Annotated in this window: 24 protein-coding genes; 12 read left to right on the top strand and 12 right to left on the bottom strand. The window is 63.8% G+C overall.

What is annotated here, in order from left to right:
• Positions 1-181: 181 nt before the first annotated feature.
• Both guaB and guaA read left to right on the top strand, forming a co-directional pair.
• The gene (gene guaB, locus KW836_RS17720; RefSeq protein WP_175121189.1) at positions 182-1,642 is read left to right on the top strand and encodes an IMP dehydrogenase; all 1,461 of its coding nucleotides are present in this window, start codon (positions 182-184) and stop codon (positions 1,640-1,642) included.
• Between the two features lie 100 nt (positions 1,643-1,742).
• Positions 1,743-3,335, top strand: a complete 1,593-nt coding sequence (guaA, locus tag KW836_RS17715) for a glutamine-hydrolyzing GMP synthase (protein ID WP_175121190.1) — start codon at positions 1,743-1,745, stop codon at positions 3,333-3,335.
• 81 nt (positions 3,336-3,416) lie between these two features.
• Here the strand turns inward: guaA and KW836_RS17710 are convergent, their stop codons facing one another.
• Complete coding sequence (locus KW836_RS17710) at positions 3,417-3,578, bottom strand: hypothetical protein (RefSeq protein WP_198654994.1); 162 nt, start codon at positions 3,576-3,578, stop codon at positions 3,417-3,419.
• 57 nt (positions 3,579-3,635) lie between these two features.
• Here KW836_RS17710 and KW836_RS17705 point away from each other — a divergent pair, with 57 nt between their 5' ends.
• A complete protein-coding gene (locus KW836_RS17705) occupies positions 3,636-4,892 on the top strand; it encodes a tyrosine-type recombinase/integrase (protein WP_110140766.1) in 1,257 nt (418 codons plus the stop codon).
• 119 nt (positions 4,893-5,011) lie between these two features.
• Here the strand turns inward: KW836_RS17705 and KW836_RS17700 are convergent, their stop codons facing one another.
• The 8 genes from KW836_RS17700 to KW836_RS17665 all read right to left on the bottom strand — a co-directional run bounded on the left by KW836_RS17700 (position 5,012) and on the right by KW836_RS17665 (position 15,488).
• The gene (locus tag KW836_RS17700) at positions 5,012-5,395 is read right to left on the bottom strand and encodes an AlpA family transcriptional regulator (protein ID WP_110140764.1); all 384 of its coding nucleotides are present in this window, start codon (positions 5,393-5,395) and stop codon (positions 5,012-5,014) included.
• Between the two features lie 115 nt (positions 5,396-5,510).
• Positions 5,511-6,260 (bottom strand): Qat anti-phage system TatD family nuclease QatD, encoded by a 750-nt coding sequence (gene qatD, locus KW836_RS17695; protein WP_059529390.1) that lies wholly within the window; start codon positions 6,258-6,260, stop codon positions 5,511-5,513.
• A gap of 10 nt (positions 6,261-6,270) precedes the next feature.
• On the bottom strand, positions 6,271-7,638 hold the full coding sequence (gene qatC / locus KW836_RS17690) for a Qat anti-phage system QueC-like protein QatC (RefSeq protein WP_110140762.1): 1,368 nt from the start codon (positions 7,636-7,638) through the stop codon (positions 6,271-6,273).
• Entirely contained in the window at positions 7,635-8,519 is an 885-nt protein-coding gene (gene qatB, locus KW836_RS17685; RefSeq protein WP_032966680.1) for a Qat anti-phage system associated protein QatB, read from the bottom strand. Before qatB ends, qatC begins: the two co-directional genes overlap by 4 nt.
• Positions 8,519-10,453, bottom strand: coding sequence for a Qat anti-phage system ATPase QatA (gene qatA / locus KW836_RS17680; protein WP_110140760.1), 1,935 nt, complete (start codon positions 10,451-10,453; stop codon positions 8,519-8,521). Before qatA ends, qatB begins: the two co-directional genes overlap by 1 nt.
• 15 nt (positions 10,454-10,468) lie before the next feature.
• On the bottom strand, positions 10,469-13,489 hold the full coding sequence (locus tag KW836_RS17675; RefSeq protein ID WP_110140758.1) for a DEAD/DEAH box helicase: 3,021 nt from the start codon (positions 13,487-13,489) through the stop codon (positions 10,469-10,471).
• A gap of 11 nt (positions 13,490-13,500) precedes the next feature.
• Positions 13,501-14,397 (bottom strand): antitoxin, encoded by an 897-nt coding sequence (locus KW836_RS17670; protein ID WP_110140756.1) that lies wholly within the window; start codon positions 14,395-14,397, stop codon positions 13,501-13,503.
• Positions 14,397-15,488 carry a hypothetical protein gene (locus KW836_RS17665; protein WP_110140754.1) on the bottom strand — a complete coding sequence of 364 codons (1,092 nt, stop codon included), beginning with the start codon at positions 15,486-15,488 and terminating at the stop codon, positions 14,397-14,399. Before KW836_RS17665 ends, KW836_RS17670 begins: the two co-directional genes overlap by 1 nt.
• 440 nt (positions 15,489-15,928) lie before the next feature.
• On the opposite strand from KW836_RS17665, the gene radC reads away from it, so the two are divergent.
• Entirely contained in the window at positions 15,929-16,435 is a 507-nt protein-coding gene (gene radC / locus KW836_RS17660) for a DNA repair protein RadC (protein ID WP_088375410.1), read from the top strand.
• Between the two features lie 72 nt (positions 16,436-16,507).
• Here the strand turns inward: radC and KW836_RS17655 are convergent, their stop codons facing one another.
• Positions 16,508-17,317, bottom strand: a complete 810-nt coding sequence (locus tag KW836_RS17655; RefSeq protein ID WP_110140751.1) for a hypothetical protein — start codon at positions 17,315-17,317, stop codon at positions 16,508-16,510.
• Positions 17,318-17,432: 115 nt separating this feature from the next.
• Positions 17,433-18,104, bottom strand: coding sequence for a hypothetical protein (locus KW836_RS17650; RefSeq protein ID WP_088375412.1), 672 nt, complete (start codon positions 18,102-18,104; stop codon positions 17,433-17,435).
• A 513-nt stretch (positions 18,105-18,617) separates the two neighbouring features.
• Here KW836_RS17650 and KW836_RS17645 point away from each other — a divergent pair.
• From KW836_RS17645 to KW836_RS17630, 4 genes are all read left to right on the top strand, one after another.
• Positions 18,618-19,442: a DUF932 domain-containing protein gene (locus KW836_RS17645; protein WP_110140749.1), complete on the top strand. Its 825-nt coding sequence runs from the start codon at positions 18,618-18,620 to the stop codon at positions 19,440-19,442.
• Positions 19,443-19,520: 78 nt separating this feature from the next.
• Positions 19,521-21,572 carry a ParB/RepB/Spo0J family partition protein gene (locus tag KW836_RS17640; RefSeq protein WP_110140746.1) on the top strand — a complete coding sequence of 684 codons (2,052 nt, stop codon included), beginning with the start codon at positions 19,521-19,523 and terminating at the stop codon, positions 21,570-21,572.
• 62 nt (positions 21,573-21,634) lie between these two features.
• Positions 21,635-21,844, top strand: coding sequence for a hypothetical protein (locus tag KW836_RS17635; protein WP_110140744.1), 210 nt, complete (start codon positions 21,635-21,637; stop codon positions 21,842-21,844).
• Positions 21,845-22,944: 1,100 nt separating this feature from the next.
• On the top strand, positions 22,945-23,259 hold the full coding sequence (locus KW836_RS17630) for a DUF736 domain-containing protein (RefSeq protein ID WP_110140741.1): 315 nt from the start codon (positions 22,945-22,947) through the stop codon (positions 23,257-23,259).
• 63 nt (positions 23,260-23,322) lie between these two features.
• Here KW836_RS17630 and KW836_RS17625 read toward each other — a convergent pair whose 3' ends face one another.
• Complete coding sequence (locus tag KW836_RS17625; protein WP_110140739.1) at positions 23,323-23,628, bottom strand: helix-turn-helix domain-containing protein; 306 nt, start codon at positions 23,626-23,628, stop codon at positions 23,323-23,325.
• A gap of 240 nt (positions 23,629-23,868) precedes the next feature.
• On the opposite strand from KW836_RS17625, the gene KW836_RS17620 reads away from it, so the two are divergent.
• The 4 genes from KW836_RS17620 to KW836_RS17605 all read left to right on the top strand — a co-directional run bounded on the left by KW836_RS17620 (position 23,869) and on the right by KW836_RS17605 (position 26,538).
• Positions 23,869-24,219: a DUF2958 domain-containing protein gene (locus KW836_RS17620; RefSeq protein ID WP_110140928.1), complete on the top strand. Its 351-nt coding sequence runs from the start codon at positions 23,869-23,871 to the stop codon at positions 24,217-24,219.
• A 308-nt stretch (positions 24,220-24,527) separates the two neighbouring features.
• Complete coding sequence (locus tag KW836_RS17615) at positions 24,528-25,289, top strand: DUF2285 domain-containing protein (protein ID WP_110140737.1); 762 nt, start codon at positions 24,528-24,530, stop codon at positions 25,287-25,289.
• Positions 25,290-25,372: 83 nt separating this feature from the next.
• A complete protein-coding gene (locus KW836_RS17610) occupies positions 25,373-25,654 on the top strand; it encodes an AlpA family transcriptional regulator (protein WP_013721771.1) in 282 nt (93 codons plus the stop codon).
• A 26-nt stretch (positions 25,655-25,680) separates the two neighbouring features.
• Positions 25,681-26,538 carry a replication initiator protein A gene (locus KW836_RS17605; protein ID WP_110140735.1) on the top strand — a complete coding sequence of 286 codons (858 nt, stop codon included), beginning with the start codon at positions 25,681-25,683 and terminating at the stop codon, positions 26,536-26,538.
• Positions 26,539-26,655 lie beyond the last annotated feature (117 nt).

Genomic DNA, 26,655 nt, shown 5'->3' with positions numbered 1-26,655 from the left:
TAATTTGATGGGGAGGATTATTGCCCGGGTAAAAACAGCTGTCAATATAATCCGGATAAAACGCTAAGGCGCGTGAACCGCGTCGTTAGGCAGTGTCATAAATATCCATCCCAACCTAGGGTCAACACCTAGTCAAAACATGCCGACGGCGTATAATCTTGCTTTGCGCCCGGAGTTACCCATGCGTCTCGTTCAAAAAGCGCTCACCTTCGACGATGTGTTGTTGGTGCCTGCGTATTCCGAGGTGTTGCCGCGCGACACCTCCCTGGCCACGCGCCTGACTCGCAATATCAGCCTGAACATCCCCCTCGTGTCCGCCGCCATGGACACCGTCACCGAATCGCGTCTGGCCATCGCCATGGCGCAAGAAGGCGGCATCGGGATCATCCACAAGAATCTCTCCGCCGACGCCCAAGCGCGTGAAGTGGCTCGCGTCAAGCGCCACGAATTCGGCATCGTGATCGATCCGGTCACCGTCACCCCCCAGATGAAAGTGCGCGACGCCATTGCGTTGCAGCGCCAGCATGGCATCTCGGGCCTGCCGGTCGTTGAAGGCCGCAAGCTGGTCGGTATCGTCACCAACCGCGATCTGCGCTTCGAAGAAAACCTGGATCAGCCCCTGCGCAACATCATGACGCCGCAGGAACGCCTGGTCACCATGAAGGAAGGCGCCACGCTCGACGAAGCGCAGGCCCTGATGCACAAGCACCGTCTGGAACGCGTGCTGATCGTGAACGACGGCTTTGAACTGCGTGGCTTGGCCACCGTCAAGGACATCGTCAAGAACACCGAACACCCGATGGCCAGCAAGGACGCCCAAGGCCAATTGCGCGTTGGCGCGGCGGTGGGCGTAGGCGGCAACACCGAAGAACGCGTTGAAAAGCTGGTCGCCGCTGGCGTCGACGTTCTCATCGTCGATACCGCGCACGGCCACTCCAAGGGCGTGCTCGAAGGCGTGCGCTGGGTCAAGCAGAACTACCCCAAGGTTGAAGTCATCGGCGGCAACATCGCCACCGCAGCCGCCGCGCGCGCGCTGGTCGAGCACGGAGCCGACGGCGTCAAGGTCGGCATCGGCCCGGGCTCCATCTGCACCACGCGTATCGTGGCCGGCGTCGGCGTGCCGCAAATCCACGCTATCTCCGAAGTGGCCAAGGCGCTGGAAGGCACGGGCGTTCCGCTCATCGCCGACGGCGGCATCCGCTACTCGGGCGACGTCGCCAAGGCGCTGGCCGCCGGCGCATTCGCATGCATGATGGGCGGCATGTTCGCCGGCACCGAAGAAGCCCCCGGCGAAGTCGTGCTGTTCCAGGGCCGGTCGTACAAGTCGTACCGCGGCATGGGCAGCCTGGGCGCCATGACGGAAGGTTCGGCCGACCGTTACTTCCAGGACCCGGCCAACAACGCCGACAAGCTGGTCCCCGAAGGCATCGAAGGCCGCGTCCCCTACAAGGGCAGCGTGCTCGCCATCATTTACCAACTGGTCGGCGGCATCCGCGCCTCCATGGGCTACTGCGGCGCCGCCACCATCGACGACATGCGCACCAAGACCGAGTTCGTGGAGATCACCTCCGCGGGCGTGCGCGAGTCCCACGTGCACGACGTGCAGATCACCAAGGAAGCGCCCAACTACCGCGCCGACTGATCCGCACAGTCAACTACAATGTCATGCATCACGCACCGGCAGATCCGCAAAGAACAGCGGGTCTGCCGGTGCGGTTTTATTTCCAACGGGTAGAGTCTCCATGCACCAGCGCATTCTTATCCTCGACTACGGTTCGCAAGTCACCCAGCTGATCGCCCGCCGCGTCCGCGAAGCCGGCGTCTATTCCGAAGTCCACCCTGGCGACGTCGACGACGCCTTCGTGCGCGAACAGCAGGCGCAGGGTCTGAAGGGCATCATCCTGTCCGGCAGCCACGCTTCGGCCTACGAAGAGGGCTCCATGCGCGTGCCGCACGCCGTGTTCGAGCTGGGCGTTCCCGTACTGGGCATCTGCTACGGCATGCAGTCCATGGCGCAGCAACTGGGCGGCGTGGTCAGCTTTTCCGACCACCGCGAATTCGGCTACGCCGAAGTCCGCGCTCACGGACACACCAAGCTGCTGGAAGGCCTGGAAGACTTCAGCACGCCCGAAGGCCACGGCATGCTCAAGGTCTGGATGAGCCACGGCGACAAGGTCACCGAACTGCCCCCCGGCTTCAAGCTGATGGCCTCCACGCCGTCCTGCCCCATCGCCGGCATGGCCGACGAAGACCGCCGCTTCTACGCCGTCCAGTTCCACCCCGAAGTCACGCACACCGTTCAGGGCAAGGCCATGCTGGCCCGCTTCGTGAACGAAATCTGCGAATGCACGGGCGACTGGAACATGCCTGACTACGTCTCCGAAGCCGTCGCCCGCATCCGCGAACAGGTCGGCACCGACGAAGTCATCCTGGGCCTGTCCGGCGGCGTGGACTCCTCGGTTGCCGCTGCACTGATTCACAAGGCCATCGGCGACCAGCTCACCTGCGTTTTCGTCGACCACGGCCTGCTGCGTCTGGACGAAGGCAAGCAGGTCATGCAGACCTTCGCCGAAAACATGGGCGTGAAGATCATTCACGTCGACGCCACCGCGCAATTCATGGGCAAACTGGCCGGCGTCGCCGACCCCGAAGCCAAGCGCAAGATCATCGGCCGCGAATTCGTCGAAGTCTTCCAGGAACAAGCTGGCAAGCAGAAGAGCGCCAAGTGGCTGGCTCAGGGCACGATCTACCCCGACGTCATCGAATCCGCTGGCGCGAAGACGGGCAAGGCCACGTCGATCAAGTCGCACCACAACGTGGGCGGCCTGCCGGACACGCTGAACCTGCAACTGCTGGAGCCCCTGCGCGAACTGTTCAAGGACGAAGTCCGCGAACTGGGCGTGGCGCTGGGTCTGCCGCCGCAGATGGTGTACCGTCATCCGTTCCCGGGTCCGGGTCTGGGTGTGCGCATTCTGGGCGAAGTGAAGCATGAGTATGCCGAACTGCTGCGCCGTGCCGACGCGATCTTTATTGAAGAGTTGCGTAATACCAAGGACGAGGCCAGCGGCCTGACCTGGTACGAGCTGACCTCGCAGGCGTTTGCGGTGTTCCTGCCGGTGAAGTCGGTGGGGGTGATGGGCGACGGGCGTACGTATGAGTATGTCGTGGCGCTGCGTGCGGTGCAGACGTTTGACTTCATGACCGCTGACTGGGCGCCGCTGCCGCATCCGTTGTTGGCTCGCGTTTCGTCGCGGATCATCAATGAAGTGCGCGGGATCAATCGGGTCGTGTACGACGTGTCGAGCAAGCCGCCGGCGACGATTGAGTGGGAGTGAAATCAGGTCCTTCGGGGACTATCGTCAGCTATCGAAAATATGTTGTAACGTATTGATTTATAAGGAGATACGTCACGGCAGCTATCGGTGGCTATCGCCGGCCAGCGGAACAGGTTGGCGGTAGAAGTGGCGGTAAGAACTGGAGGCCGGATTAAGACCGTCCCGTTCACTATTCAGACCAAAGCCGTCTTTGACGGTAAAAGTCTTCTCGGGAAAGCTGGTTTTATGCGGCTTTCCGAGCATCAGCAGGTCTCCTGGCCCCTGACGGTAAAAGCCGTCCAAAACAGGAGAAGAACCTCGATGCTCACCGACACCGCACTGCGCAACCTCAAGCCTAAGTCCAAGACTTATAAGGCTTCCGACCGTGATGGGATGTACGTGACGGTATCGCCTACCGGTACCGTCACCTTCCGCTACGATTACCGTCTCAATGGCCGCCGTGAGACGCTCACCATCGGCCGTTATGGGCCTGCGGGCATTTCGCTGGCGCTGGCCCGCGAAAAGCTGATTGACGCTAAGAAGGCCGTCGCCCAAGGCAAGTCCCCGGCGCTGGAGAAGCAGCGCGAGAAGCGCCGGCTGACCGCCGCCAAGACCTTTGGCGAGGTGACCGAGAAGTGGCTGGCGGGCGCCCGGATGGCCGACAGCACGAAGGCGATGCGTAAGAGCATCGTTGATCGGGACATCCTGCCGGCCTTCGAGAACCGGCAGCTCAATGAAATCACTGCCGATGACCTGCGCGCCCTGTGCAACAAGGTGAAGGCGCGCGGTGCGCCCGCCACGGCGGTACATATCCGCGACATCGTGAAGCAGGTCTATGCCTTCGCCATCTTGCACGGCGAGAAGGTGGACAACCCCGCCGCCGACGTGGGTGCCGCGTCGATTGCGACCTTCGTGCCGAAGGATCGTGCCTTGTCGCCGTTGGAGATCCGCTTGATGGCGCGGCAGATGGAATCGGTGGCCACCTATCCGACCATTCGGCTGGCGCTGCGCATGATCCTGCTGACGCTGGTGCGCAAGAGCGAACTGATCCAGGCCACGTGGGATGAGGTCGATTTCGAGAACGCGACCTGGACGATCCCGAAGCAGCGGATGAAGGGGCGAAACCCACATGTGGTCTATCTGTCGCGCCAGGCACTCGACATCTTCGTGGCGCTGCACACCTGTGCGGCTGGTTCCAAATTCGTGCTGCCATCGCGCTATGACGCCGACCGCTGCATGTCGAACGCGACCTTGAATCGGGTCACGCAGATCGTTGCGGAGCGAGCGAAGGCCGCAGGCCTGCCGCTAGAACCATTCACCGTCCACGACCTGCGCCGTACCGGCTCGACGTTGCTGAACGAAATCGGCTTTAACCGCGACTGGATCGAGAAATGCCTGGCACACGAGGACGGGCGTTCCTCGCGCTCGATCTACAACAAGGCCGAATATGCCGAGCAGCGGCGCCACATGCTGCAGGAGTGGGCCAACATGGTCGATGCCTGGATCGACGGGCAGACCTACGTGCCGAGGCTGATGCCGGATAACGTGGTGGTACCCGCGTTGAGCGCAACTGCCTGACAGGGTGAAAGGGTGGCTGGAGGGGTTGCAGGTCAACATGGCGAAGGAAGTCCGGTGGTTGCCGCCCCTTGTCGTCCAAGCAACTACAGCCGTGGTCGGATGAGCGCCCGCCCTCGTTTTCATTCCTCGCCCGAATCCGTCCGGACAGGGCGAGTTTTTCGCAGGTGGACATCCGGCTTCGAGGTGCCGGCGCGAGGGGTTTGCTTGCGCTGCTCGATCCACGCTTCCACTTCGGCCAGGTCCCACACGACGCAGCGCGGGGTCAGGTTGAAGCGACGTGGGAACTCGCCGCGGCGCTCCATTTCGTAGATCGTCGTTTCTGCCAAGGGGACGATCTGACGCAGCTCCTTTCGGCGGATGGTGCGGCGGAAGGGAAGAGCGCTGCGTTTGGGGAACTGCGGCAGCGACTCGTAGGCTTCTGTCCCCGGCAACGGGAGGGACTGATCGGCGTCGATGCCATCCGTGTTCAATGCTTGCGGTAGCTGTTTCACCTCGGACTCCATGAGTGTGCTGCATGGAGTCATGGTGAGGTTCAGTACCTATCGGAGACAACCTGCTAGGGCGTGTTGGGGAACACTCCAGCGGACGTACAGTCCGCTCGGAGCGTTCCGCCTCCAGCTATCCGAGCAATGCTCGTAGGTTGTCGCGAACGAGGCTGGCCACGTCGCTCGCAGGTAGCCGATGCAAACGCCCCAGTTCCTCAACGACGCTTGCTACATCGGTCGGCTGTGAAGGCCTGTCGCCGGTGCGAGTGAAAGGGCCATCGGTTTCCGTCAGCATCCGATCCAAGGGGATAGCCTGCACCATCGGTGCGTGCCTCTCATTGCCCAGCATTCCCGCGTTGATGGAGAAGTAGCAGCCCAACGCCAACGCGCGCTTCGCCTCGCTCTTTGTTCCCGTGAACCAGTGGAGAACGATTTTTCCGCGCTCGGGCGGTAGATTCGCTTCGACGAGATCGAGAACCGCCTTGGCCGATCTGATGCTGTGGACCGTAATGATCTTGTCACCGGCCTGCGCGCAACGCTGCAACACGTGCTGGAAAACACGCTTCTGCGCATCGAGCGACTTGAAGAACCGGGGGCCGGCGTCCAATCCGACTTCGCCAACATAGCGCGTCTCCGCGAGGTATCGATCCCACAGCTCGATCTCGCTTTCACGCTCCGCGACCAGTTGGGGGTGCAGCCCCAGCGCTGCGCGCACATGCTTCGTGCGCTGCGCGAGTTCGTGATTGCGGGGCCACGCGCGAGGTGTCGTCGTTACGGCCAGCGTGAACACGCCGGACGCCTCCGCATCCTGGACCGCCGCTGCATGGTCCGGGTAGAGGTCAAGATGGCAGTGGAAGTCCACGAGGCCCGCAGTGGCGATCATGCGCGTACCCTCATCTTGGTTTCGCCTCTGCACCGTCGATGAGTCGTGCGACTTCGCCCAGGCCGCGACGGTAGACATCGGCAAGCTGGTCCAAGTGTGCGGCTTCATCCGCAAGCGAGCCGGGCTTGTGGATCAAGAGGTTCGCGAGCTGGGGCTTACCCTTCAAGCGCTCGATAGCGTACTGGAACGACCTGACCTGCACTCCTGTCGCCTGGCGTGTGTCCAACGGCTGCGCATGAAGATCGGGTACCGTGTACGTCGTCGGGTCGTTCCCGGTCCCCCATGCTGCTGTCAACGCTGCGCGACGGATGAGGCATGGCAGGCAATAGCCACATTGCTCGATACCATGTCCTAGCCATCTGGCCTTGGCGGGCGACGAGCACGACAACGAATCTGTCGCCAGCTTTTTCAAGAGGTCTGGGTTGCGGCAGGCTGCGGCCATCTCGCCCTTCGTCTTCTCCCAGTATGGGTTCCGGATCTCGCCGTCTATGCCGAGTGCGACGAGCAGGTCGTTCCACCTCGCCATGTAATACGGATGCGTGGTGCGGGTGCTGTTTGATCCCAACCGCAGGGGGTCCAAAGGCACATTCAGCGCGATCAGCCCATTCTCGGGGACACGCAGGATGAAACGGCGCCCAAGCCCAGTACCCGCGAACACCCCGAGAGCGAAAAACAGGAACGACCTGCCGCGTGTGCTGTTCTCGCCGCCGACGCCTTCCACAAGACCATCCACGAAGGTCATGCCGACCCGCAAACGCTCGAAAGATGACTTGACGTAGTGCTTCTTCAAACCTGCGAACAGCTTGCCTTGAGCATCGCTCGTCGCGCCCTCGCCGAAGTGGCTGACCAGTAGGGGAGTGGCGCCGTCCTCCAGCAGATCGATCGCCCCGATCAAGCTGTCCAATCCACCCGAGAACAGGCTGACGGAATCAAAGGGAGGAGCGATCAGACTCGGAGGCGCTGCTTGGGTGATCGTCGCGAACCGATCTGGACGTGCCCTGAACCCGATCGTCCAGCGATCGCCCGTCAGGAAATCCAGAGACTTCTTGAGAGTCGGTGCCGCAGCGGTCCAGCGAGATGGATCGCTTACCGGCACAACCAGTCGTATCTCGCGCGTCCATGAGTCCTGCGATTGCTCGGTGCGAGAGATGCGTGTGTCCGCCGCATGGACATGGGCGGCCAAGACCAGCAGGTCAATGCCGATCTCCGAGGGAAACACACCGATTTTTTTCAAGCTAGTCAGCGCGCCACCGATGCCATGATCCAAAGACTTCTCGCCGGCAACGAGTTGCAGGTAGGTCCTTTGTTCATCGGCGCCCGCCGTCACATCGAAGCTGTCGTCAGGACCGAAGCGGCCCGCCAGGAGTTGTCGCTTCATTGGTCCGCCTCCGCATCGCCCAGGGTTTGCAAGATTGCAAATGCAGACTCGTACAGCGCATCGACGAAACCCTGAATTCGCTCCGGCGTGAGATTCGGCGTTTCCGCACGGGCCCGCGTCAGCGCGTCGCTCACCCCGCCCCGGATGAAGTCGCGCAACTGCTGTTCGACGCGGTGCGCAGCTTGCGTGTCCGCTGGCATGGTCACGGCCTTTGTGCCAATGTCGTTGCAGATGCGGGCTTCTATCGCGTGTGTGGCATACAGCTCGAAGACTGTCTGCATCTGATCCGGCGTGAAGGTGGTCAGATCGGTAAGCCCTTCACTTGCCAGTTCAACGATGGTTTCAATGTACGCCTCGCGGGCGATGCCTTCATCGACGGTGCCCGCGCCTGGGCAGACGTAGTCGGCTAGGCCAACGAAGATTTCCGTGAGCGGTCGTCCGGCCAACGACTCCAGGTCCAGCGCCCGTAGCGCCTCGCGCACACCCCTTGCTTGTGCATCGGCCAGAAAGCCAAGCAGCCGTGCCCCGGCTCCGCGCGAGGCGCCCATGCGTTGGGCAGCCTGGCGCGCGCCGCCGGCCGATGTTGAGACGTATCTTGAGACTGCGCGGCCCAGGTTGGCACGATCGCTGCCACCAGAACCGGCAAATCGCGTGAAGCTGTTGCGAGCACCGGAGAAACGCTGCGGGTCTGCCGTCTTGGGAATGGGTGGCCGGTTCGGCGGCACCGGCGGCGCGGTGCCGTCCGCCGGCGGCTGGCCGTCCGGGACTGCGCCATCGCCCGGAGGGGCTGCTGGCGCGCCCGCGCCATCGGCGTCACCCAACCATGACGGAACAAGCGGTGTTCCGCCGCCAGGGCCGCCGTAAGCCGTCGAGGTTCCCATCAACGTCCTCCCTTCAAATCCTTGAGCGCCGCTTCGGCGCTGGCCTTAAGGCCGGGGTTATTGGTGACCTTGCTCCAGTCTCCCAGCAGCTTCGTCAGGCGAGCAGCGCATTCGCTGTCCTTGATGACGCCTTGCCAGCCGCTGACAGCCCAAGGCCCACACTTTCCACTTGGCAGTGCCTCCAGGAAATCCATCAACCGGCTCTGGAGTCCAGGCTGCGCCTTCACAAGGACGGCGAGACCATCGATGCCTGCAGGCCTGGTATCGAAGGTGCCCGTGCTCATGATCTTGCTGCGCGCTGCCTCGAACACCTTTTCGGCTTCGGGCTGCACGAGCTGCTTCAACTCGGCTTCGTAGCCCTGGACGGTCATCTTGCCGCCGAACAGTTTCTCGACCACGCCAGCTAGGTGGCCGAGTACCGACACCGGACCGAAGTAGTCTTTCTTGTCCTTTGTGACGAACAAGTAGGGGCGCAGATCGATTCCTGATAGCTTCGGGGAGAGGTGCGCCCAGTCGCGCACCGTCTCCGACGACTTCCACTCGTTCAACACCGCGTTGTCAGAGGCGGACACCGCTTCGGCGGCCTTTTGCCCCTTCGACTCGCTATCCTTGCCGTCAGCCGACACCAGGCTCTTCTCCAGCGTTTCGAGGTCTTCACACAGCCCTTGTGGATGGACCGCTGCGACGAACGCGATTTGCTCGAACAACCTTGGGATGAATCGTTCTGCGAGCATGAGCTTCGCGAGTACGGGGAGCTTGATGTCGTCGCCAAAACCGCGTGCAGTCGCAGTGCGCTCGCGCAACAAAAGCGTGTTGAGGAAGCGTTTGATTTGGCGCGGGTTGCCCTTTGCGCCGCTTGCGAGAATGGGTCCGATCTGGTCGCTGAGTGCCAGCGCATTGTTTGCCTTCTCGGCCTGTTGGCCGAGCGCTGTCTTGACCGTCGCGGCATCCAGACCGCCACTGGTCCACGGCCGTTTCAGCTTCTCTCGCGCTACAGCGATCAGCTTCCCGTAGTTCTCGTCGTTCTCGCCGACTTCTGCGCCAGCGAGCAACAACGTCACGTAGATTCGCGTCTCGGTTTCACCCAGGGCCGGGATGCGGAACGGAACTTGTATGAGTTTTTCGAGGTAATTGCGGGCGTAGTCTCGCGGCCCAGTGCTGTCGGGTAGGTCTGGAAAGTGCTTGCGCACCGCGTATTCGATCATTGCCTCATCAGCCGCGACGACGAAGGCCGTTCGCGCGGTGAACACGAACAGCCGGATGGCTTCGAGCGTTTCAATGGCGGTGTCGGGCAGGCATCGATCAAGGTCGTCGATCAGGACAACGAGCTGTTTGATGCCTGCATCTTTCAGGAGCTGGTCGAATGCCTTGCGGAAGGCCTCCACTTCCTCCGGCACATTCTTGGACTCGCCCGGTTTCAGGACGGCCTTCGCTTCATCAATGGCTGTCGAAAGGTTTTCTTTCGTGAGGAGCTTGGCGGGGTCTGCCACGAGTGCTTCGAGTGAGCCGACGATGGCTCCGATTTGCTCGGGCGTCGGGATGCCAGTGAATGCGGTCAGGGCCAGGCCCCCGGCCCGCTTGGCGACCTTCAGCCAGTCGATGCGACGGAAAACATCCTTGACGGCCACTGCCGCCTTTTTTAGTGCTGGACGTTTTTCGACCAAGCCTGTGACGATTCCCTCGATCAACGCGATTTTCGCGTCCTCGAAGCCTTGGAAGCGCCATCCATTGAACTTGAGACACAGAACATCGTCCTGATCGGCAAAGCCAGCCTCGATCATTTCGAGCACGCTGGACTTTCCCGCCCCCCAGTCGCCATGTACGCCGATCGTCACCGGATGGTCGGGCTTCGCGCGAAGCAGCCCGATGATCGTGGTGGCAATGGCCTCGTTGTTCAGCAGATCAACTTTGGTTTCGTTATCGGTCAGGATCATTCGTCTCTTCCCCGTTCATCCAGCAACGCCAGCCGCATCACTCCTCGGGCGCAATAGTGTGGCTGTGCCTGCCCCCACGCAGCGGCGAAGCCGGTCTTCGTCCAGATTTTTCAGGTCATCTTCGTTGCGAACACCGATGGACAGCAATTCCAGGCATTGGCCGCGTGTCAGCCGCACCGAAACCTTCATGAGGGGCAGGGCCGCGGAGGGCAGCCCGAATTCGAGCCGCTGAAGAATCTCGTCCAAGCCCTTGAGGAAATCAGGTTGATCAGGGAAGAGCGTTGCGAGAATCTGATGCGCGGAGCGCAAGTGAAAGCGCGTCGCATCGGCAATGCCGATGATGTTTCCGTAGCCGATGGCCCCGCCAAATGGCGTGGTGGAGTAGCGCTTCTCCAGCACGTCAACGGGCGTTCCCTCGATCCAGTCATGAAGCAGCGCCGCGCGCTTGCAGCGAGCCCAGAACTCGATCTGGTCGCGGCAATACCGCTGCAGCATTTGAGGCATCTGATGCCCGAAGCGCTGCGATGCCTCGCCGGCGCGCACGCTCTCCGATTGGCCTTTCTTCATGACTGGCGTGTAGATGGCGTCCAGTTCATCCAACACCTGCACCATCGCGAGGATGTGGCCGGGCGGCGTCAGCGCTACGTTCAGGTGTCCCATCAACTCGACCAGGCGCAAGCTCGACTCGAACGACAAGGACGAGGAGCCGCAGGCGCGCCCGAGCAGTGTCAAGTGAATGAGATCGCCTTCGCGCTCGGCCAGTCCCGCCTGCAGGAGGCGATCAACCAGCGTGGTTACGTCCCGCTCCACCATCGCGACCCATTGCGGATTCGCGCGCGACGCCGAATATCCTCCGAACGTGTTGACCAGCAACCCCGGAATCTCATTGGCGCGAACGCCGCGCACCTGGCTAAGCAAGCGCAACGTCCATGTCGGCAGGTCGCGTTGCTGAAAGGAGGACTTCACGTCCTCAGGCACGCCCAGCACGTAGCGCTGAAAAAGCTGCGCACGTTCCATTGGCGTTTCCGCCAAGATGATTGCCTTGCCAATCTCGTTGAAGCCCAGCCGTCCGGCACGACCCGCCATATTCTTGTACTCGGCCACGGTAAATTGCCGGCCGTCTTCACCGACGAACTCGTTCTCCGCGAGCACGACCGTCGATGCTGGCGTGTTGATGCCGGCCGCCAGAGTTGTTGTGGCAACCAGCGCGTGAATGCCACCCGTGGCGCTGCGATACCCTCTCTCAACGGCCTCACGCTCCGCCCGCAGCAAGTTGGTGTTGTGAAACGCGGTGCCCCCGCTTAGGCACTCCCGCAAGTCCTGTGAGGCGCCCGTCAGATCCTGGGTCGGCAGAACGTCGAGGACAGCGGTTGCTGGTGGCAGACCCAGTTCCTTGGCGAGATACTTCGCGCAACCTTGGGCTGGGCCACGCATGTTGCGAAAGATCAGCAGTTTCTCGCCCTGTCCCACCAGTTGCTGTGCAAGAGGCACGATCACGTCTTGGGAACTGGGTTTGTCCCGGCGCTGCACGATGCGATGCGAAGGCAGCAAGGCCTCGGTCTTCGTGCTTCCATCGGCATCGACGTACTGGAATGTTCCGCGGCGGTCGAGCACGCCTTCGACCAACGGCACGGGCCGCTCGCGCGACAGTAGGAGCGGAACGCCGAGCCAGCGGTCGAAGCTGTTCAGATTGCCGATGACCGCCGACAGGATCACGAGCTGTGGCTCGATACCCCGCTGGCGTGCCCGCAAGAGCAGCGAGAAGATCAGTTCGACCGTGATGCCGCGCTGCGGGTCGGTGATGAACTGCCCCTCGTCTAGCACAACCAGACCGAGCTGGGTCAGAAGCCGTGGTGAGCCGAGGGCGAGGTTAAGAAAGGTCTCGTAGGTGAAAAAGCCCAGGTCATAGCGCCCAGCCAGCACGGGCCCAATGCCGTCAGTGGCATCGCCACTGCAGCGGGCTACGCGCAGTCCTGCCGCCGCATAGCGCTCGGTGAACTCCTCGAATTTTTCGTTGACCAGCGCGCGATAGGGCAAGAGGAACGCCGCCTTCTTGCCGGCGGTGACTGCCTGAATCGCCGCCACCTCGCCGACCATCGTCTTGCCTGAACTCGTCGGCGCAACGACCAACAAGGAATTGCCGCTGAGTACGCCGAACTCGTTGACTGCCTTGAGCTGCAGTGTGTTGAGGCCTTGCGGAAAGTCTGCTGACCATCGCTCGACGATCTCGGGCGGAAAGCCGTGCGCGGAAAACTCCGCGAACGATCCGGACATCTGCTGCACGGCTCTGGCGGGAAAGGCCGCGGCGTAGTTGTCGCCGCGCTTGAGAACCGGGAACGTCAGACCGCCCTGAACATTGCCCAGGAACACAGGCGTTTGCGTGACGCTGATGCGCTCGGCCTCTACCCGTGCCAGTCGGATGATCTCGCCCGCGATCTCGGGGAAGCTGACAGATTCGCCGGCGTCACCGGTCAGGGCCTCGATCACCGCATGCGTGAGTAGCCCGTGCCCAGTGCCCGGTTGCTCCCATGCGGATTCGTTGGTTGCGCAGGCGGCTAAGAGGATGCGTCCCTCACCGTAAATGCCAGTGAGCGCGAACGCACTGCGCGGGCGAGCTGCCGTCTCCAGCACGCGCGCCGGCGCTTGACCGCTGAAGCAGCAGTCAAGGATACACAGGACGGCACGGGCCTTCGTTGCCTTGAAGGCATCCGCCAAACCGGCCATCGAGAGGGCCGTTCCTGCGAGGTCACTCGCGTTCGTGTCGAACAGCACCAAGTTGCCGTCTGGAGAGCCATGCCCAGCGAACGCGATGACCACCACGTCGTCCGTGCTCGCTGCAGCCAAGGTGCCGAGCATGGCGCTTGAAACTTCCGTGTGCGTTGCGGCTTCGTCTACCAGCAGACGTGCACTCAGGCCTTCGATCGTATCGGTGAACAACGCCCACAACGCTGTCGCGTCACGGCGCGCTCCGCTCAATTCGGGTATGGAGCTATCGAGATGCTTGTTGATGCCTACGAAGATTGCTTTGATCGCCATGCATGTCCCCCTTATCCGATTCGCGCAAGGAGTTGTTCGATCACGTCGCTGGCTTGACGCTGCCGCAATGCCCGCACTTCGCGTTGCTCGGGATCATCGCCTTCGCCCAGCTCGAACTTGGCAACCGACACGGGGCCATCCTTGCGATAGCCCTCCGTCTTCTCGTCGTTGGTGAAACGGCTACGCAGGATCGCCAGCGAGGCCTCGATGACGGCGCCATGCTTGCCAGCTCGTTCTTTGCGGAAGTGTTCGGCCACGGCGTCCATGCCTTCGGGCGCGTGCTCGATGCAATAGATCAGATCGTGCGCGTCTTTACGCTCGAATCGCTGGTCGAACGCGAAAGACTTCAGGCAGGTGAAGCTGACGAGATTGGCATGCTTGATCTTCTCGGTGGCGACGCCGTTGCCGCCCAGCAGCTCCGCCTGGATTTCGGTGACCTGATGCAGGTCGAAGACGATCGATGAATGCGGGATGTTCAGGGCCGAGATCGTCCCCTCGGTCGGCAGGGGCTGTACCTTGCCGCCGGCGAGATCGGGGGCGTCCGCCAGTAGTTCCAGGACCATCAGCGCACCATGTTCGGTGCGGGTCTGCCAACGCCACGAGAGTTTTTTCCCAGCTTCGTTCTCGGCGCGCTCGAAGCCCATCTTCTTGAGGTTGTCCTCCAGCGTGTGATACGCCTCGGTGTCGGCCAGGATTTGCAGGTCGATCACGATGTCCACGTCCAGCGTGCCTGCGTGCGCCGGAACCATAGGCGGCCGCGCGGCGACGAGATACCGTGGTGTGAGTCCACCGACCAGGTAGACCGAATCCTTCCACGGCCCGAGACCGCGCAGCAGCGTCACGAGGACACGTTCGCAGTCCACCGTGTACTGGTCGCTATAACCGTCGAGCGTTGCGGGCTTGGCCATCAGAAGCCGATCCTTTCTTTGCGGAAGTGCTCGGCCATCTCCTTGGAGCGGCCTTCGCCGCGCAGCAGATCGAGATAGATTTGGATTGAGCTAGCCAGCCATAGGCCATCCATCTGCTCGCGAAACAACAGCTCACCCGGAGACTTGGCTTCGACGACGCCCAAGTTAGCGCCTTCGTTGACGACACGTGCATCCAAGTCGCCGATCGCGGCATCGGCGTTCGCCCCGATCAGTACCCGCACGCGCACCTGGGAGACGTTGGAAAGGAACGGCGCATAGCGTTGCGCGGCGGCCTCGTGGCTGACCTCGTACTGGACGTCGTGCGCGTCGAAGGCACGGCCGATCCGCGCCGCCAGCGTGTCGGCCTTTGTGCCTGGCACGTAGTATCGGCGCAGGGCTGGCGGGCGAATGGTGGCGAGTTGCTTGGCCCAGGCGTCCAGCAAGGCCGCCGGCTCGCGAAGGTGGCGCTCCTTGCTTGGGCCTTTCCCACGCGACTCCAGCCAGTCGAAGCGTTCTAGCTCGGTCAGTACCTGCGAGGCGGTGGCAGGCGAAACCATAGCCTGCTGTGCCAGCTCGGTGACGCCGAACCAACTCTGATGCTCGACCAACAGAGCATGAAGCACTTGGGCGCGTCGACCGCTAAACAGCGTGCGCACCGACTTTGTCAGGGCTTTGGGGGGCGGTTTGTCTATATAGAGGTATGCACCGGGCGCAGGCAGGTACAGGCTGCCGCCGCTGTCGTAGTAGCCAACGCGCTCGCTTCTGAGCAGTTCCTTCGCGCCAGGGGAGATGGACTCGGCCACGAGCAACGGCAAAGGCTTTTCCCCGTGCCCAGCAGGCTTCCCGTGGCTCGCGGCCTGAAGCTGCCAGATCACCTGGCGGACATCCCGGGGAAAGACGGCCTTCTTGGCTTCAAGCAGCAGGACGAAGGACCTGCCGGCGACATGCAGATCAACCTGAGCATCGTACCCACGGTCGTGCGCGCCGGTGGGCTCCCAACGGTCGAGGCTAGCCTCCACCTCCGGAAGCTCCCGCAGGGCGTCAAGGAAGCGCGCAATTAACTGTTGTTCGGTCAGGCTGGACTCAAGCATTTGGGCAGTCGTGGCTCGTTTACTGTTCAATAAATATGGGCACCCTACCGTAAATTTGGCAAAACAGCAATTTTTACTGAGCAGTGAAAGATGGCCTTCCTGCGGCTGCCGGACTCAGCCCTGTTGGGTGTCCCGCATTTCGCGGTCGGGTTCGCGGGCCGCACCCAGGTCTCGTGCAAAGTCGCGGCCATCCGGCTTTGACCCTCGACACCTTCGATCCTCGCGGGCCTGCTGCGCGCTTCGCTTGCTGGTCCTGTGCGCGTGGGAGGGAAGGGCGGTCTTGCTGTTTCCTTCACCGTATCACGGCGTTCTCGCCTTCAAGGGCGGCGCGCGCGTTGCGCGCTGGCGTCCTGGCGGCCGGCTTCGCCCCCTGACGGCTTGCGCTGCGCCGTGCTGGCGCCGGTTCCGGGCAATTCCGCCCGAGCAACCGGAGCACGATCATGTCGCAGTTTTCCCTCTCTTCCGATGCATCGCTGCTGGTGCGTGACGGCCGTGGCCGCTATCTGCCGGCGTCGGCCGACCAGATTCTGGACGCTGCGCGTCGGGTCATCGACCAGAAGATGCGGCGTGGTGCCGAGTTCAGTTCGCCGGAGACGGTCAAGGAATACCTGCGCACCAAGCTGGCGGGCTTCGATCATGAGGTCTTCGCGGTCCTGTTTCTCGATGCGCGCCATCGGTTGATCGAGTACGTCGAGATGTTCCGTGGAACGATCGACGGCGCCGAGGTGCATCCGCGCGAGGTGGTCAAGGAAGCACTGCAGCACAACGCGGCGGCGGTGATCTTCGCGCACAACCATCCGAGCGGGAATCCAGATCCGAGCGCTGCCGATCGAGCCCTAACCCAGCGGCTCAAGCAGGCGCTGGTGCTGATCGACGTGCGTACACTGGATCATGTCATCGTCGCAGGCGACAAGACGATGGCTTTCGCCGAACGCGGCTGGCTGTGAAGTAGGGGGCTTCGGCCCCCTTTTTGCTGCGCCGCTAGGGTGATTTGCGCGTTGCCGATGGTCGGCGCGTTGTCACTTGCCGCCGTTGCGTTCGCGCTGTCGGAGGCGCTTCACATAGGTGCTGTCGGCCAGTTCGTCCGGTCCAAGATCCAATGCGCAGTTCGCCAAAGAGGCCAACGTGCCGTCGGTGGGCTTGAAACCCTTGGGTAGCAGCCCGTAGTTGCGTGCGCTGTTTTCCTCGATGGCGGCGAACAGAGCCTTGAAGAAGTCGGCCCGGGATGGACGCGACACCATGGTGGCCGCTGCGGTCAAAGGGTCTGTGGCCTCCATGCCGGCGTTCTCCGCATCAGCGGCCAGCAGCCGAACGAACTGGTCCAGCGACGGCCAGTATTTCAGGTCGAACTGGCCGCGAAGGGCATCCAGGCGATCCTTGACCCAGGAGTTGAACAAGTAGTTGTGCTCGGATGCCGCTTCAATCACATCGCAAACGTGGTAGTGCGTTTCGCTGCTGAAGCCTGATGTGTTGTTCAGATCGGTACGTCGCTCCAGCAGCTGCGCCAGTTCCTCGGCCTTTCGCGCGATCTGCCGGTTGACGTTGGCCAGTTCGTCCCGCCCCACGCGCGCCTGGGCGATCTTCTCTGGGCTCCAGAACGCCGCCGTGCTCAGCAGAAGGTCCAAGAAGACCTTGAGTGTCGGTGGGCGCTGGTGCAACTTCTCGTACAACTCGCCGTAGGCCTCCCTCAACTCGATGCCGCGGGCGAGCAGACGGTCGGCGACGGCGTTCTCGCTGGGCAGGATGCCATGCTCGATGTTGTAGCGCTTTCCTTCGATGAGGATGGCCTCGCAGGCTTGCTGCGGGTTCGTGGTCTGGGGTGAACTCATGCTCCGTCCCTGCTGTTGAAGACGCTTTGCAGCGTATTTAACCAAGGCGGCCTTGTCGGTACCCGAGTCTTGGTCGACCGACTGGCTCTCAGGTACCCGGCGCGTCATGCCCCTTTCATGGTTTGAGCAAAGCCGGCAGGCAGTCGGCGAAGGCCGGTTGGATCTTGCTCAGCGGCTTGGCCACGGCCTCGTCGCCGGTGAGAACCGCCATCGTCATGCCGGTCATAGTGCTCAGGCCGTTCGAGTTGCGCAGCACCTGCAGCGCTAAATGGACGGGGAATCCTTCGGCGTTGCGCCGCAGCGGATGGATGCCGCCATGCACGAATGAGTTCATGGCGTGCCAGGACACATCCTTGAAGTGCGACAGCATTTGGTGTGCGGCAGGCGGCACACCTTGTCCGGCCCGCCTGCCGATCTGCTCGATCATTTCGCTGGCACCGGGAAGATTCTTGGCGGCTTGTTCACTCTGCAGCGTCAGAGGGGCCAGCAGCTTGTCGATCGCTGTATCGCTGGCGGCGTAGAGCAGCCACATCGCCCGCGTCAGCGCCTCGAACTGCAGCCGCATGAGACTGACGGCCGAGGTGGGCAACCGCAGTGCCATCAGCGTGCGCAATGCGATCGCGTGTTCCATAGCGACCATGCACATGCCTAGGGCCGCTTCGCCACGGGGTGAGCCGTCGAATTCGGCATCGCCGAGCAGTGCATCCAGCCGTGCGTGCAAGGCGTCTGAGCGTTGGAGCATCTGCTCCAGAGGATCGTCTTTGTGGATGGTGGTCTTCTCCGGCATGTCGGGATAGTACGGCGATGCCTCCAATCGTGCGTCCCCGGCCAGGAGTTGTGGCCGGGCGCGCTGTCGTGCTGCGCATCGAGCCACCTGCGGCGTCTCGCCCCTTTGGGCTTCCATCACTGACGCCTACGGCCCGGATTGCTTGGTCCGGGCCTGCGCGCTTCGCTTGCGTGCGGTCTGCACATAGGGGCGGCCGTTGCCTTGTCCAGCCGTCTCCCCTGACTTCATCACCTTGACCGCGACTGTAGCCCGCGCCCGTGTGCCGTCAAGGCGCGCAGGGCCGTGTCCTCGCTTCGCTGCGGGCCGCACCAACCCTGCGCTTGCCTCCTTGACGACCCCCGTCCGCGCGCTCCTGACCGTCGCGGGCGATGAACTCAGGAAAGACGGTGGCAACAGGGCCAACCGGGTTCCTCGTGCCGACCGCACCGAACAGCCGAAAGGCTGGGCTTCCGAATCTAGGAATCCGGTGTGCGGTGAACAGCAAACCCTTTTTTCTTTGTCAGGAGAAATGCCATGCAACTCGCATCCCGCTTCGCTTCCCGTTCCCCGGTGCTGCGTTCGGAACGTCCCTTGTCCGACGACCAAATCCGGGCCGTGGCCCCGTCCATCTTCGCGGACGCGCCGCACGAAAGCCGCTCCGAGCGGTACAGCTACATCCCCACCGCGACCGTGCTGCAAGAACTGCGCGGGGAAGGCTTCGAGCCTTTCATGGTGACGCAAACCCGCGTGCGCAACGACGACCGCCGCGACTACACCAAGCACATGATCCGGCTGCGCCACGCCAGCCAGATCAACGGCCGCGAGGCCAACGAAATCATCCTGCTGAACTCCCATGACGGCACCAGCAGCTATCAGATGCTGGCCGGGATGTTCCGCTTCGTTTGCAGCAATGGCCTTGTCTGCGGCGACACCGTGGCCGACGTGCGCGTGCCGCACAAGGGCGACGTGGCGGCGCATGTGATCGAAGGCGCTTACGAAGTCCTGCACGGCTTCGACCGGGCGCAGGAATCCCGCGATGCCATGCGCGCCATCACGCTGGACGCCGGGGAATCGGAAGTGTTCGCCCGCGCTGCGCTGGCGTTGAAGTACGACGAGGACAAGCCCGCGCCCATCACGGAATCGCAAATCCTGATGCCGCGCCGCCATGACGACGACCGCCGCGACCTGTGGAGCGTGTTCAACCGCACGCAGGAGAACTTGACCAAAGGCGGCCTGTCCGCCCGCGCCGCAAATGGCCGCCGCCAGACCACCCGGCCCGTGCAGGGCATCGACCAAAGCGTGCGCCTCAATCGCGCCCTGTGGCTGCTGGCCGATGGCCTGCGCCAGTTGAAAGCCTGAATCCCCACGCGGCAGGGGCAGGCAGCAGCCCTTGCCGCTTCTCTCGCTGCTGCATCCCAACCGCAAGGAGTTATCACCATGAACGCCGTACTCAAAACCGAAACCGTCGCCATCGAAGCCGCCGCACCGCTGGAAGTGGCCGACCCGACCAAGAACCTGATCTTGGTTCCGCTGTCGCAACTGTTGCCGCGCCGCTCCAAGCGCAACGTCCGCACGACCCCGCGCCAGTCCATCCCCGAACTGGCCGCGAGCATTGCCCGCATCGGCCTGCTGCAAAACCTGATCGTCATCCTTTCCGCAGATGGCGAGGCTTACGAGGTGGTGGCAGGCGACCGCCGCCTGACCGCCTTGAAGCTGCTGGCGAAGAAGAAGCGCATCCCTGCCGACTACGAAGTGCCGTGCCTGCTGGTGGCCGATGCTTCCGCCCGCACCGTCAGCCTCGCGGAGAACGTGCAGCGCGAGAACATGCACCCCGCCGACCAGTTCGCGGCCTTCGCCGCGCTGGTCAAGGAAGGCCGGCCCGTCGAAGACATTGCCGCCGACTTCGGCGTGTCCCCGCTGGTGGTGCAGCGCCGCTTGAAGCTGGCGAACGTCTCGCCGCGCCTGATGGCCGACTACCGGGCCGGTGGCGTGACGCTGGAACAGTTGATGGCCTTGACCATCACCGATGACCACGCCGCGCAGGAAGCCGCGTTCTATGGTGCGCCGGAATGGCAGCGCAGCCCGTCCAAGCTGCGCGAGCGCCTGACCGAACGCGAAATCGACGCCACGCACGCGCTGGTGCGCTTCGTCGGGCTGGACACCTACCGGCAGGCAGGCGGCGGCGTCCGCCGCGACCTGTTCGCAGAAGGCGATGCCGGAACCTACCTCACCGATACCGCAGTGCTGGAAACGCTGGTGCGCGACAAGCTGGCAACGCTGACCGAGGACGTGCGCGCCGAGGGCTGGGCATGTGTGGAGGCCGTGCCACATCTGGCCTACGAGGAACGGCAAGCGTTCCAGAACGCCCCGCGCCATCGCCGCGAGCCGACCACCCGCGAGGCCCGCCGCATCGCCTCGCTGGAAACCCGCCTCGAAAAGATCGACGCCGAACTGGAAGAAGCCTGCGACGCCGAGGACGAGGACAAGGCCGAGAAGCTGGAACAGCGGCGCGATCAGGTGGTCGGGGAACTGCAAGACGCGGAGGACGCCTTACAAGGCTATGCCCCCGAGGTGCGCGAGGTGGCCGGTGCCATCGTCACCATCGACCGCAACGGGGAGGCCGTCATTCATCGCGGCCTGCTGCGCGAAGCCGAGGCCAAGGCGCTGCGCACGCTGGAAAAGCTGCGGCGCGGTTTCGGCAGCGCCGAAGGCGAAGCCGCGAACGACGAGCACGAGGAAGCCGACGACGCGCCCAAGGCCGCCAGCCTGTCCGACCGGCTGGCGCAGCGGTTGAGCGCCCACCGCACGGCGGCGCTGCAAATCGAAGTCGCCCGGCATCCGCACGTCGCGCTGGCCGCGCTGGTGCATAGCATGGCGCAGACCGTCTTGCAGCCCGACGCCTACGGCGACGGCCTGCCGCTCGGCGTGCGCCTCATGGCGCAAGATCGGCTGGAAGGCATGGCCCCGGACTGGCCGGAATCTCCCGCCGCCGTGGCGCTGCGCGAACTGCAACAGGTGGCCGGTGAAGCCTTGCCGGAGGACAGCGCCGAACTGTTCGCCGCGCTGCTGGCGAAGCCGCAAGACGAGCTGGTGCGGCTGCTGGCCGTGTGCGTGGCTTCCACGGTGGACGTGGTGACGCCTCGCGCCACGGCGCACCAGCCCGGCGAGGAACTGGCGCAAGCCGTGGGCCTCGACATGGCCGCATGGTGGAAGCCGACCGCAGAAGGCTACTTCAAGCACGTTTCCAAGGCCGTGATTCTGGATGCCGTGGGCGAGTACGCACCCGAGCAGGTCAACCGGCTGGCGAAGTTGAAGAAGGCCGACATTGCCAGCGAAGCCGAGCGGCTGGCCGATGGTACGGGCTGGATGCCCGCCATCTTCAAGGCCGCAGGCCCGCAGGATGCCGCGCAAGAGGCAGGCCCGGAGCAGGACGCCCCGGAGGATGCCGAAGCAATGGTGGATGAACCCGCCGAGGCGCTGGCCGCTTGACCCGCGCCGAAGGCAAGCGCCCCGGCCTCCACCGGGGCGCTTCGCTCTAAGGAGAAGCCCCCATGACCCGCACCACCACCAACCGCCCGCGCATGGCGACGATCTACGCTCCCGGCACGGTACGCGCCCGCCGCTGGCACGGCGCAGGCGACGTGCGCGGCTACCGCCCGCCCTCGGGCTGGACGGCCCGCGCCGACCTCACCGACATTCATCACATCACGGGCCACGCCTTGCCGCGTGCCGTGTGGTGGCTCATCGAGACGAAGGAATAACCGCGTTCAGCACCGCGCCCAGGCCGTTCCGACCTGGGCGCGGTGGACGCAAAATCCGGGCGCGGCAGTGGCCGCGCCCGGTGTTCAAGGCCAACAGCCGAATCAGAACGCCGCCGCCATCACGGCAGTTCAGGCGGCGGCGTTGACGTGACCGGGCTTCCCGCCCGGCAATAGCAGGCCCGCATGGGACTGCAAGCCGAAGCGCCCGCAGTGCGCAGGAATCACCAGCAGTTTTCAGCTTGCCGAGTGCATAGCCCGCAGCGTAGGCCGCGCCCATTTCATCAGAGGCATGTCCGCGTTTCCTGTTTGGAAATCTGGAACGGCCTGGGCGTGTCGGCGCACAGCGCCGCCGGGCTTTCGGGCTGCGCCCCGTGCCGACTTCGCTGTCACGGCCATTCGGCTTCAATCCCTCACGCCTTCGCGCCTGCGGCGCTGCGCGCTGCGCTTGCCTCCAGGGGAAAGCCCCGCGGGCTATCCCCGCCGCGCGACGCTTGGCGCCCCTCGATGCAGCCGAACCGGCTGCGCCGGATCGGCCCGGCCAGCGCCCCGCCGCGGTGGACGGGGCGCTGGCGAACACGCTGGCGCTCGCTGCGGCAGGTTGTGCAGGTGCGTGCCGTCCTCAACGCTGGCGGTTCCTGCCCATCACGTCACGAAGGACGGTTCACGGACACCCGCCCGGCATCGCTATGGAGCTTCCACGCCATGCCTCAAGACCGGCGCCGCAAGGTGCGGCGGGGACGTTCTCACTTGTCGTCGGATGGTTGACCTGGCCCGCGTCAGCGGGCGAGCCGGAGAAGCCTTCGGGCGGGGATGCCGAGTTGGCCCGATCTCCTTTCGGAGCGGTTCGGCCCAAGGCGTCCTTGTCTCGTTGTGAATCCTGGCGGGGGCGTGGCTGCGCCCCGGGCTTCATGGCTGCAACCGTCCGGCGAAAACAATTTCCCCGCCGCTGCGCGGCTTCCTCGCGCAGCAAATTCTTTTCGCCTCCCGGCTCTCCACTGCGTTTCGACCGCAAGCGGTGCAGCCAGCCCGTCCCCCGCCGGCCGGATTACAACAAGGACGCGATGGGCGCGAACCTTGTTCAACCGAAAGGAGAAAGCATCATGGCCAACATCGGCACCTTCACCGCAGACAAAGACGGCTTCACCGGCACGATTCGCACCCTGACGCTCAACGTCAAGGTCAAGCTGGTTCCCAACGACAAGGGCAACAGCGAGAACGCCCCTGACTTCCGCCTCCAGGCCGCCGGCCACGACATCGGCGCGGCGTGGAACAAGACCAGCGAGGCCGGGCGGGAATACAAGTCCGTGACCCTCGACGATCCTTCGTTTCCGGCTCCGGTCTATGCCCGCCTGATCGAAGGCGAGGATGGCACGCACGACCTGATCTGGTCGCGCAGCAAGCCCCAGGCGGCGTGACCGCCGCAGCGCCCCGCCCATCGCGGCGGGGCGCTGTGCTGCTGATCGCAGCACATCACCGCGTCACGCGCGCGGCTTTGCCGCATCGCGTTCCTTCAACACCGCCTCCAGCTCCTGGCGCACCTGCGCCAGCAGCTCGTCGGCCTTCTGCGGGCTGTCGCCCGCGTAGGCCAGCGTCAGCAGCGTGAGCGGGTGGATCTCCATCACCTCGCACAGCTCGGCCAGCTTATGCAGGGTCGGGCTTTTCAAGTCGCGTTCGAGGGTGCTCATATAGGTGCGACTGGACACGTCAGAGAAGGCTTCCTGGCTCAAGCCACGCGCCTTTCTAACTGTCTTCAACGCCTTCGCCAATGAGTTCCCAGCCGCCACCTATGGTTTCCCTCGAAAAACCAAGATGACAGCCCATTGCGCCCTATAGGACTACAATCTATAGTGTTCATTTGGTGTTCTACGTTTTTGTGCCTTTACGGAAATCCGCATCGGCGGGTTCCAGCAAAGCCACGCAAGCGCATCCGTGCTTGCGCACGAAGGCGTAAATCCGGTTTGGCGGTTCTGCGCTTCAACGTGAAACCGCATCCGTGCATCATTGGATTTGTGGGATTGCCGACCATGCCCCAGCCACTCGCCACCGTCCCGGAGCGCGCGCAACTGCTCGCCAACGGCGAGGCTCGTGCCGCTGGCCAGGCCATCGACCCGGTGCCCGTGGTGCGGCTGTTCACGCCAGACGCGCATGTGACCTGGCTGCTGGCCGCACTCGATCCCGCCGATGGCGACACCGCTTGGGGCCTCATCGACCTGGGAATCGGAATACCGGCGCAAGGAACCGTCAAGCTGTCCGAGCTGGCCGGCATCGTCGGGCCGCGCCGGCAGCCCGTGATGCGCGACCTCTATTTCCGCCCCACGCGCACGCTGTCGGAGTACACCCGGCTGGCCGAGCGCGACGGAGCGATCCCGGACTGAATACGGCCTACTGTGACTTTTTCAGTCTGGTGTCATACCGGGTAAGTCTCAATCGAGATTCTTGCGGCGTAGCCCCACCAGTCTGACCTAAATAGACAGGATGCTTGGCGCGGGTTGCGGCAGGCTGGCTTGTGCAGTGTCCCCGGTCGGGGCGCTGCCGCCGCAGCATTGAGACGAATACCGCAACACATCGGAGCCAATCGGTCTTGACAGCCCCATCCGCCTTTTTAACCCATGACGTTCCGACGAGGGCGATGTAGCGCGTAGTTCTTCAGTGGCGGCGAGTCCTGTTCGCAGGAGGAGACGTCATGGTCAATCCTCATCACCTCGCGCATTGGTATCCGACTGCCGCATACCTGTATGTCTTTTGGCTGGATGCGCTCGCGCTCGCTTGGGAGTACCTGCGCAGGCATCCCGACTACCGGCTCGACTGGCTGCGCCGTCATCGCCGGCCTGAAGCAGCGCATCGCTGGGGCTTGCGCCTGCTGGAAGATCCGATGCTGGATGCGCGTGACGCGCATCCGGCCTGGCTGCCTGGTCATGCCGCCGTGGTGCAGCTCTACCCCGACGCTGATCCGCCGCAGGATGCCACCGCCTTCGCGTTCTGGCGCATCCCCGGCCACAAGCAACTGTTCCACGACGGCAAGAAGCTGGCGCTGATCGCGCGCAGCCCAGGCCATTGCCTGCGCTTTGCGCTGGCGCCCGGGCTGGAAGACGGCATGGCCGTGGCCTATGCCCAACGGAGCGGCACTGCCGCGCCTGTGCGCGGTCATGCACGCGGCGCGACCTTCGCTGCCACCACGCCCAGGCCAACACCTTCCGCGCTGCTGGAACTGCACACCTTGCAGGCGCTCGACGCGACCCTCGCGGGCGCGTCCTTGCGCGATGTGGGCGAAGGACTGTTCGGTGCCGACGCTGTGGCCGATTGGTACAGCGACGGCGGCCTGCGCTCGAAGGTGCGCCGCCTGGTGCGGCGCGGCGATGCGCTGATGCGCGGCGGCTATCGCCACCTAGCACAGCTTCCGCCGCTTGAGAAGGGTCGTTTTGATGTGGACGCAAAACGGCCCTGATCGAAAACCCCTCGCTTCTTGAGACTGCCTCCATCCGGTCGCGCTGTGTGGCCGGGCGCTTTCAACCGATGGAGGTTCACACCATGCGTCCCGCTCCCTTGCGGCCTGCCGCCGCTGTCTCGACCGCTGCCGCGCAGCCCCAACGCTATCTCACCAACGACGAAGCCGCCGAGTACCTGCGGCTGTCGCCGCGCACGCTGGAAAAGCAGCGCGTGATCGGCGGCGGCCCACGCTTTCGCAAGTTCGGCCGCCGCGTCATGTACGCCGTGGCCGACCTCGATGCCTGGGCCGCCGACCGCAGTTTCGAGACGACTTCCGATCCCGAATACGCCGAGCACCACTCGGCCGACAGCCGTGCGCGCTGATCGGCGGCGCGCGGCAGGCCATCGCCATGTCCAGCACCGCCCTGCCGTCCCGGCAGCGGCCGTTGCAGGAGCGCGAACAGCTCGACCTGTTCCGCGCCTTGCCCGGCGACATGGCGCCGCGCGACAGCCAGGATTTGATGGCCTATCCATTCTTCTCGCTCGGCAAGTCGAAGCGGGTCAAACCCATCGATTTCCGTGCGGGCAACGTGACGATCCGCGTGGAAGGCACGGCCGAGCACGGCATCGCCACGATTTGGGATGCGGACGTGCTGATATGGGCGGCCTCGCAGATCGTGGAGGCGAAGGACGCGGGCCTGCGGCCGTCGCGGCTGATGCGCGCCACGCCCTACGAGATCCTGCGCTTCATCGGGCGCGGCAAGTCGCTGCGCGACTACCAGCGCCTCAAGGCCGCGCTCGACCGGCTGCAATCAACCACGGTGGCCACGTCCATCCGCGAGACGACCGGGCGGCGCCTGCACCGCTTCTCGTGGATCAACGAATGGAAGGAACTGGCCGATGCCAATGGCACGCCGTTGGGCATCGAGTTGATCCTCCCGGACTGGTTCTATGCCGGCGTGCTCGACGCCGCCCTGGTGCTGACCATCGACCCGGCGTACTTCCGGCTGACCGGCGGCATCGAGCGGTGGCTGTACCGACTGGTGCGCAAGCACGGCGGCAAGCAGGCATACGGCTGGCAGTTCGACTTCCGCTACCTGCACCAGAAATCCGGCAGCACCGCGAAGCCCTACGACTTCGCCTGCGATCTGCGCGCGCTCGTCGCGCGGCAGTCGCTGCCCGGTTACGTCCTGGGCATCGAGCGGATGCCCGACAACGGCATGGAACTGCTGACGTTCCGGCCCGTGCCGCAGACGGCACGGGGATAACTTCGGGAAAACCTGTGAATGGTGTCGTGCTATCAGGCGTGCGAGGTATCGTGCTATCAGGCGTGGGACTATCGTGCTATCAGGCGTGCCGATCGTCCGCAAACCCGCGCCAGCATT

The sequence above is a fragment of the Achromobacter sp. ACM05 genome (genome assembly GCF_019218915.1).
GTDB lineage: Bacteria > Pseudomonadota > Gammaproteobacteria > Burkholderiales > Burkholderiaceae_B > Achromobacter > Achromobacter animicus.
Note: the sequence above shows the minus strand (reverse complement) of the source record. Positions and strands in the feature narration are given on the sequence as shown.

Bases quoted from the DNA above. Each gene is read 5' to 3' on its own strand.
- guaB (WP_175121189.1), top strand. From the start codon at position 182: ATGCGTCTCGTTCAAAAAGCGCTCACCTTCGACGATGTGTTGTTGGTG.
- guaA (WP_175121190.1), top strand. From the start codon at position 1,743: ATGCACCAGCGCATTCTTATCCTCGACTACGGTTCGCAAGTCACCCAG.
- KW836_RS17710 (WP_198654994.1), bottom strand. From the start codon at position 3,578: ATGCTCGGAAAGCCGCATAAAACCAGCTTTCCCGAGAAGACTTTTACC.
- KW836_RS17705 (WP_110140766.1), top strand. From the start codon at position 3,636: ATGCTCACCGACACCGCACTGCGCAACCTCAAGCCTAAGTCCAAGACT.
- KW836_RS17700 (WP_110140764.1), bottom strand. From the start codon at position 5,395: ATGGAGTCCGAGGTGAAACAGCTACCGCAAGCATTGAACACGGATGGC.
- qatD (WP_059529390.1), bottom strand. From the start codon at position 6,260: ATGATCGCCACTGCGGGCCTCGTGGACTTCCACTGCCATCTTGACCTC.
- qatC (WP_110140762.1), bottom strand. From the start codon at position 7,638: ATGAAGCGACAACTCCTGGCGGGCCGCTTCGGTCCTGACGACAGCTTC.
- qatB (WP_032966680.1), bottom strand. From the start codon at position 8,519: ATGGGAACCTCGACGGCTTACGGCGGCCCTGGCGGCGGAACACCGCTT.
- qatA (WP_110140760.1), bottom strand. From the start codon at position 10,453: ATGATCCTGACCGATAACGAAACCAAAGTTGATCTGCTGAACAACGAG.
- KW836_RS17675 (WP_110140758.1), bottom strand. From the start codon at position 13,489: ATGGCGATCAAAGCAATCTTCGTAGGCATCAACAAGCATCTCGATAGC.
- KW836_RS17670 (WP_110140756.1), bottom strand. From the start codon at position 14,397: ATGGCCAAGCCCGCAACGCTCGACGGTTATAGCGACCAGTACACGGTG.
- KW836_RS17665 (WP_110140754.1), bottom strand. From the start codon at position 15,488: ATGCTTGAGTCCAGCCTGACCGAACAACAGTTAATTGCGCGCTTCCTT.
- radC (WP_088375410.1), top strand. From the start codon at position 15,929: ATGTCGCAGTTTTCCCTCTCTTCCGATGCATCGCTGCTGGTGCGTGAC.
- KW836_RS17655 (WP_110140751.1), bottom strand. From the start codon at position 17,317: ATGAGTTCACCCCAGACCACGAACCCGCAGCAAGCCTGCGAGGCCATC.
- KW836_RS17650 (WP_088375412.1), bottom strand. From the start codon at position 18,104: ATGCCGGAGAAGACCACCATCCACAAAGACGATCCTCTGGAGCAGATG.
- KW836_RS17645 (WP_110140749.1), top strand. From the start codon at position 18,618: ATGCAACTCGCATCCCGCTTCGCTTCCCGTTCCCCGGTGCTGCGTTCG.
- KW836_RS17640 (WP_110140746.1), top strand. From the start codon at position 19,521: ATGAACGCCGTACTCAAAACCGAAACCGTCGCCATCGAAGCCGCCGCA.
- KW836_RS17635 (WP_110140744.1), top strand. From the start codon at position 21,635: ATGACCCGCACCACCACCAACCGCCCGCGCATGGCGACGATCTACGCT.
- KW836_RS17630 (WP_110140741.1), top strand. From the start codon at position 22,945: ATGGCCAACATCGGCACCTTCACCGCAGACAAAGACGGCTTCACCGGC.
- KW836_RS17620 (WP_110140928.1), top strand. From the start codon at position 23,869: ATGCCCCAGCCACTCGCCACCGTCCCGGAGCGCGCGCAACTGCTCGCC.
- KW836_RS17615 (WP_110140737.1), top strand. From the start codon at position 24,528: ATGGTCAATCCTCATCACCTCGCGCATTGGTATCCGACTGCCGCATAC.
- KW836_RS17610 (WP_013721771.1), top strand. From the start codon at position 25,373: ATGCGTCCCGCTCCCTTGCGGCCTGCCGCCGCTGTCTCGACCGCTGCC.
- KW836_RS17605 (WP_110140735.1), top strand. From the start codon at position 25,681: ATGTCCAGCACCGCCCTGCCGTCCCGGCAGCGGCCGTTGCAGGAGCGC.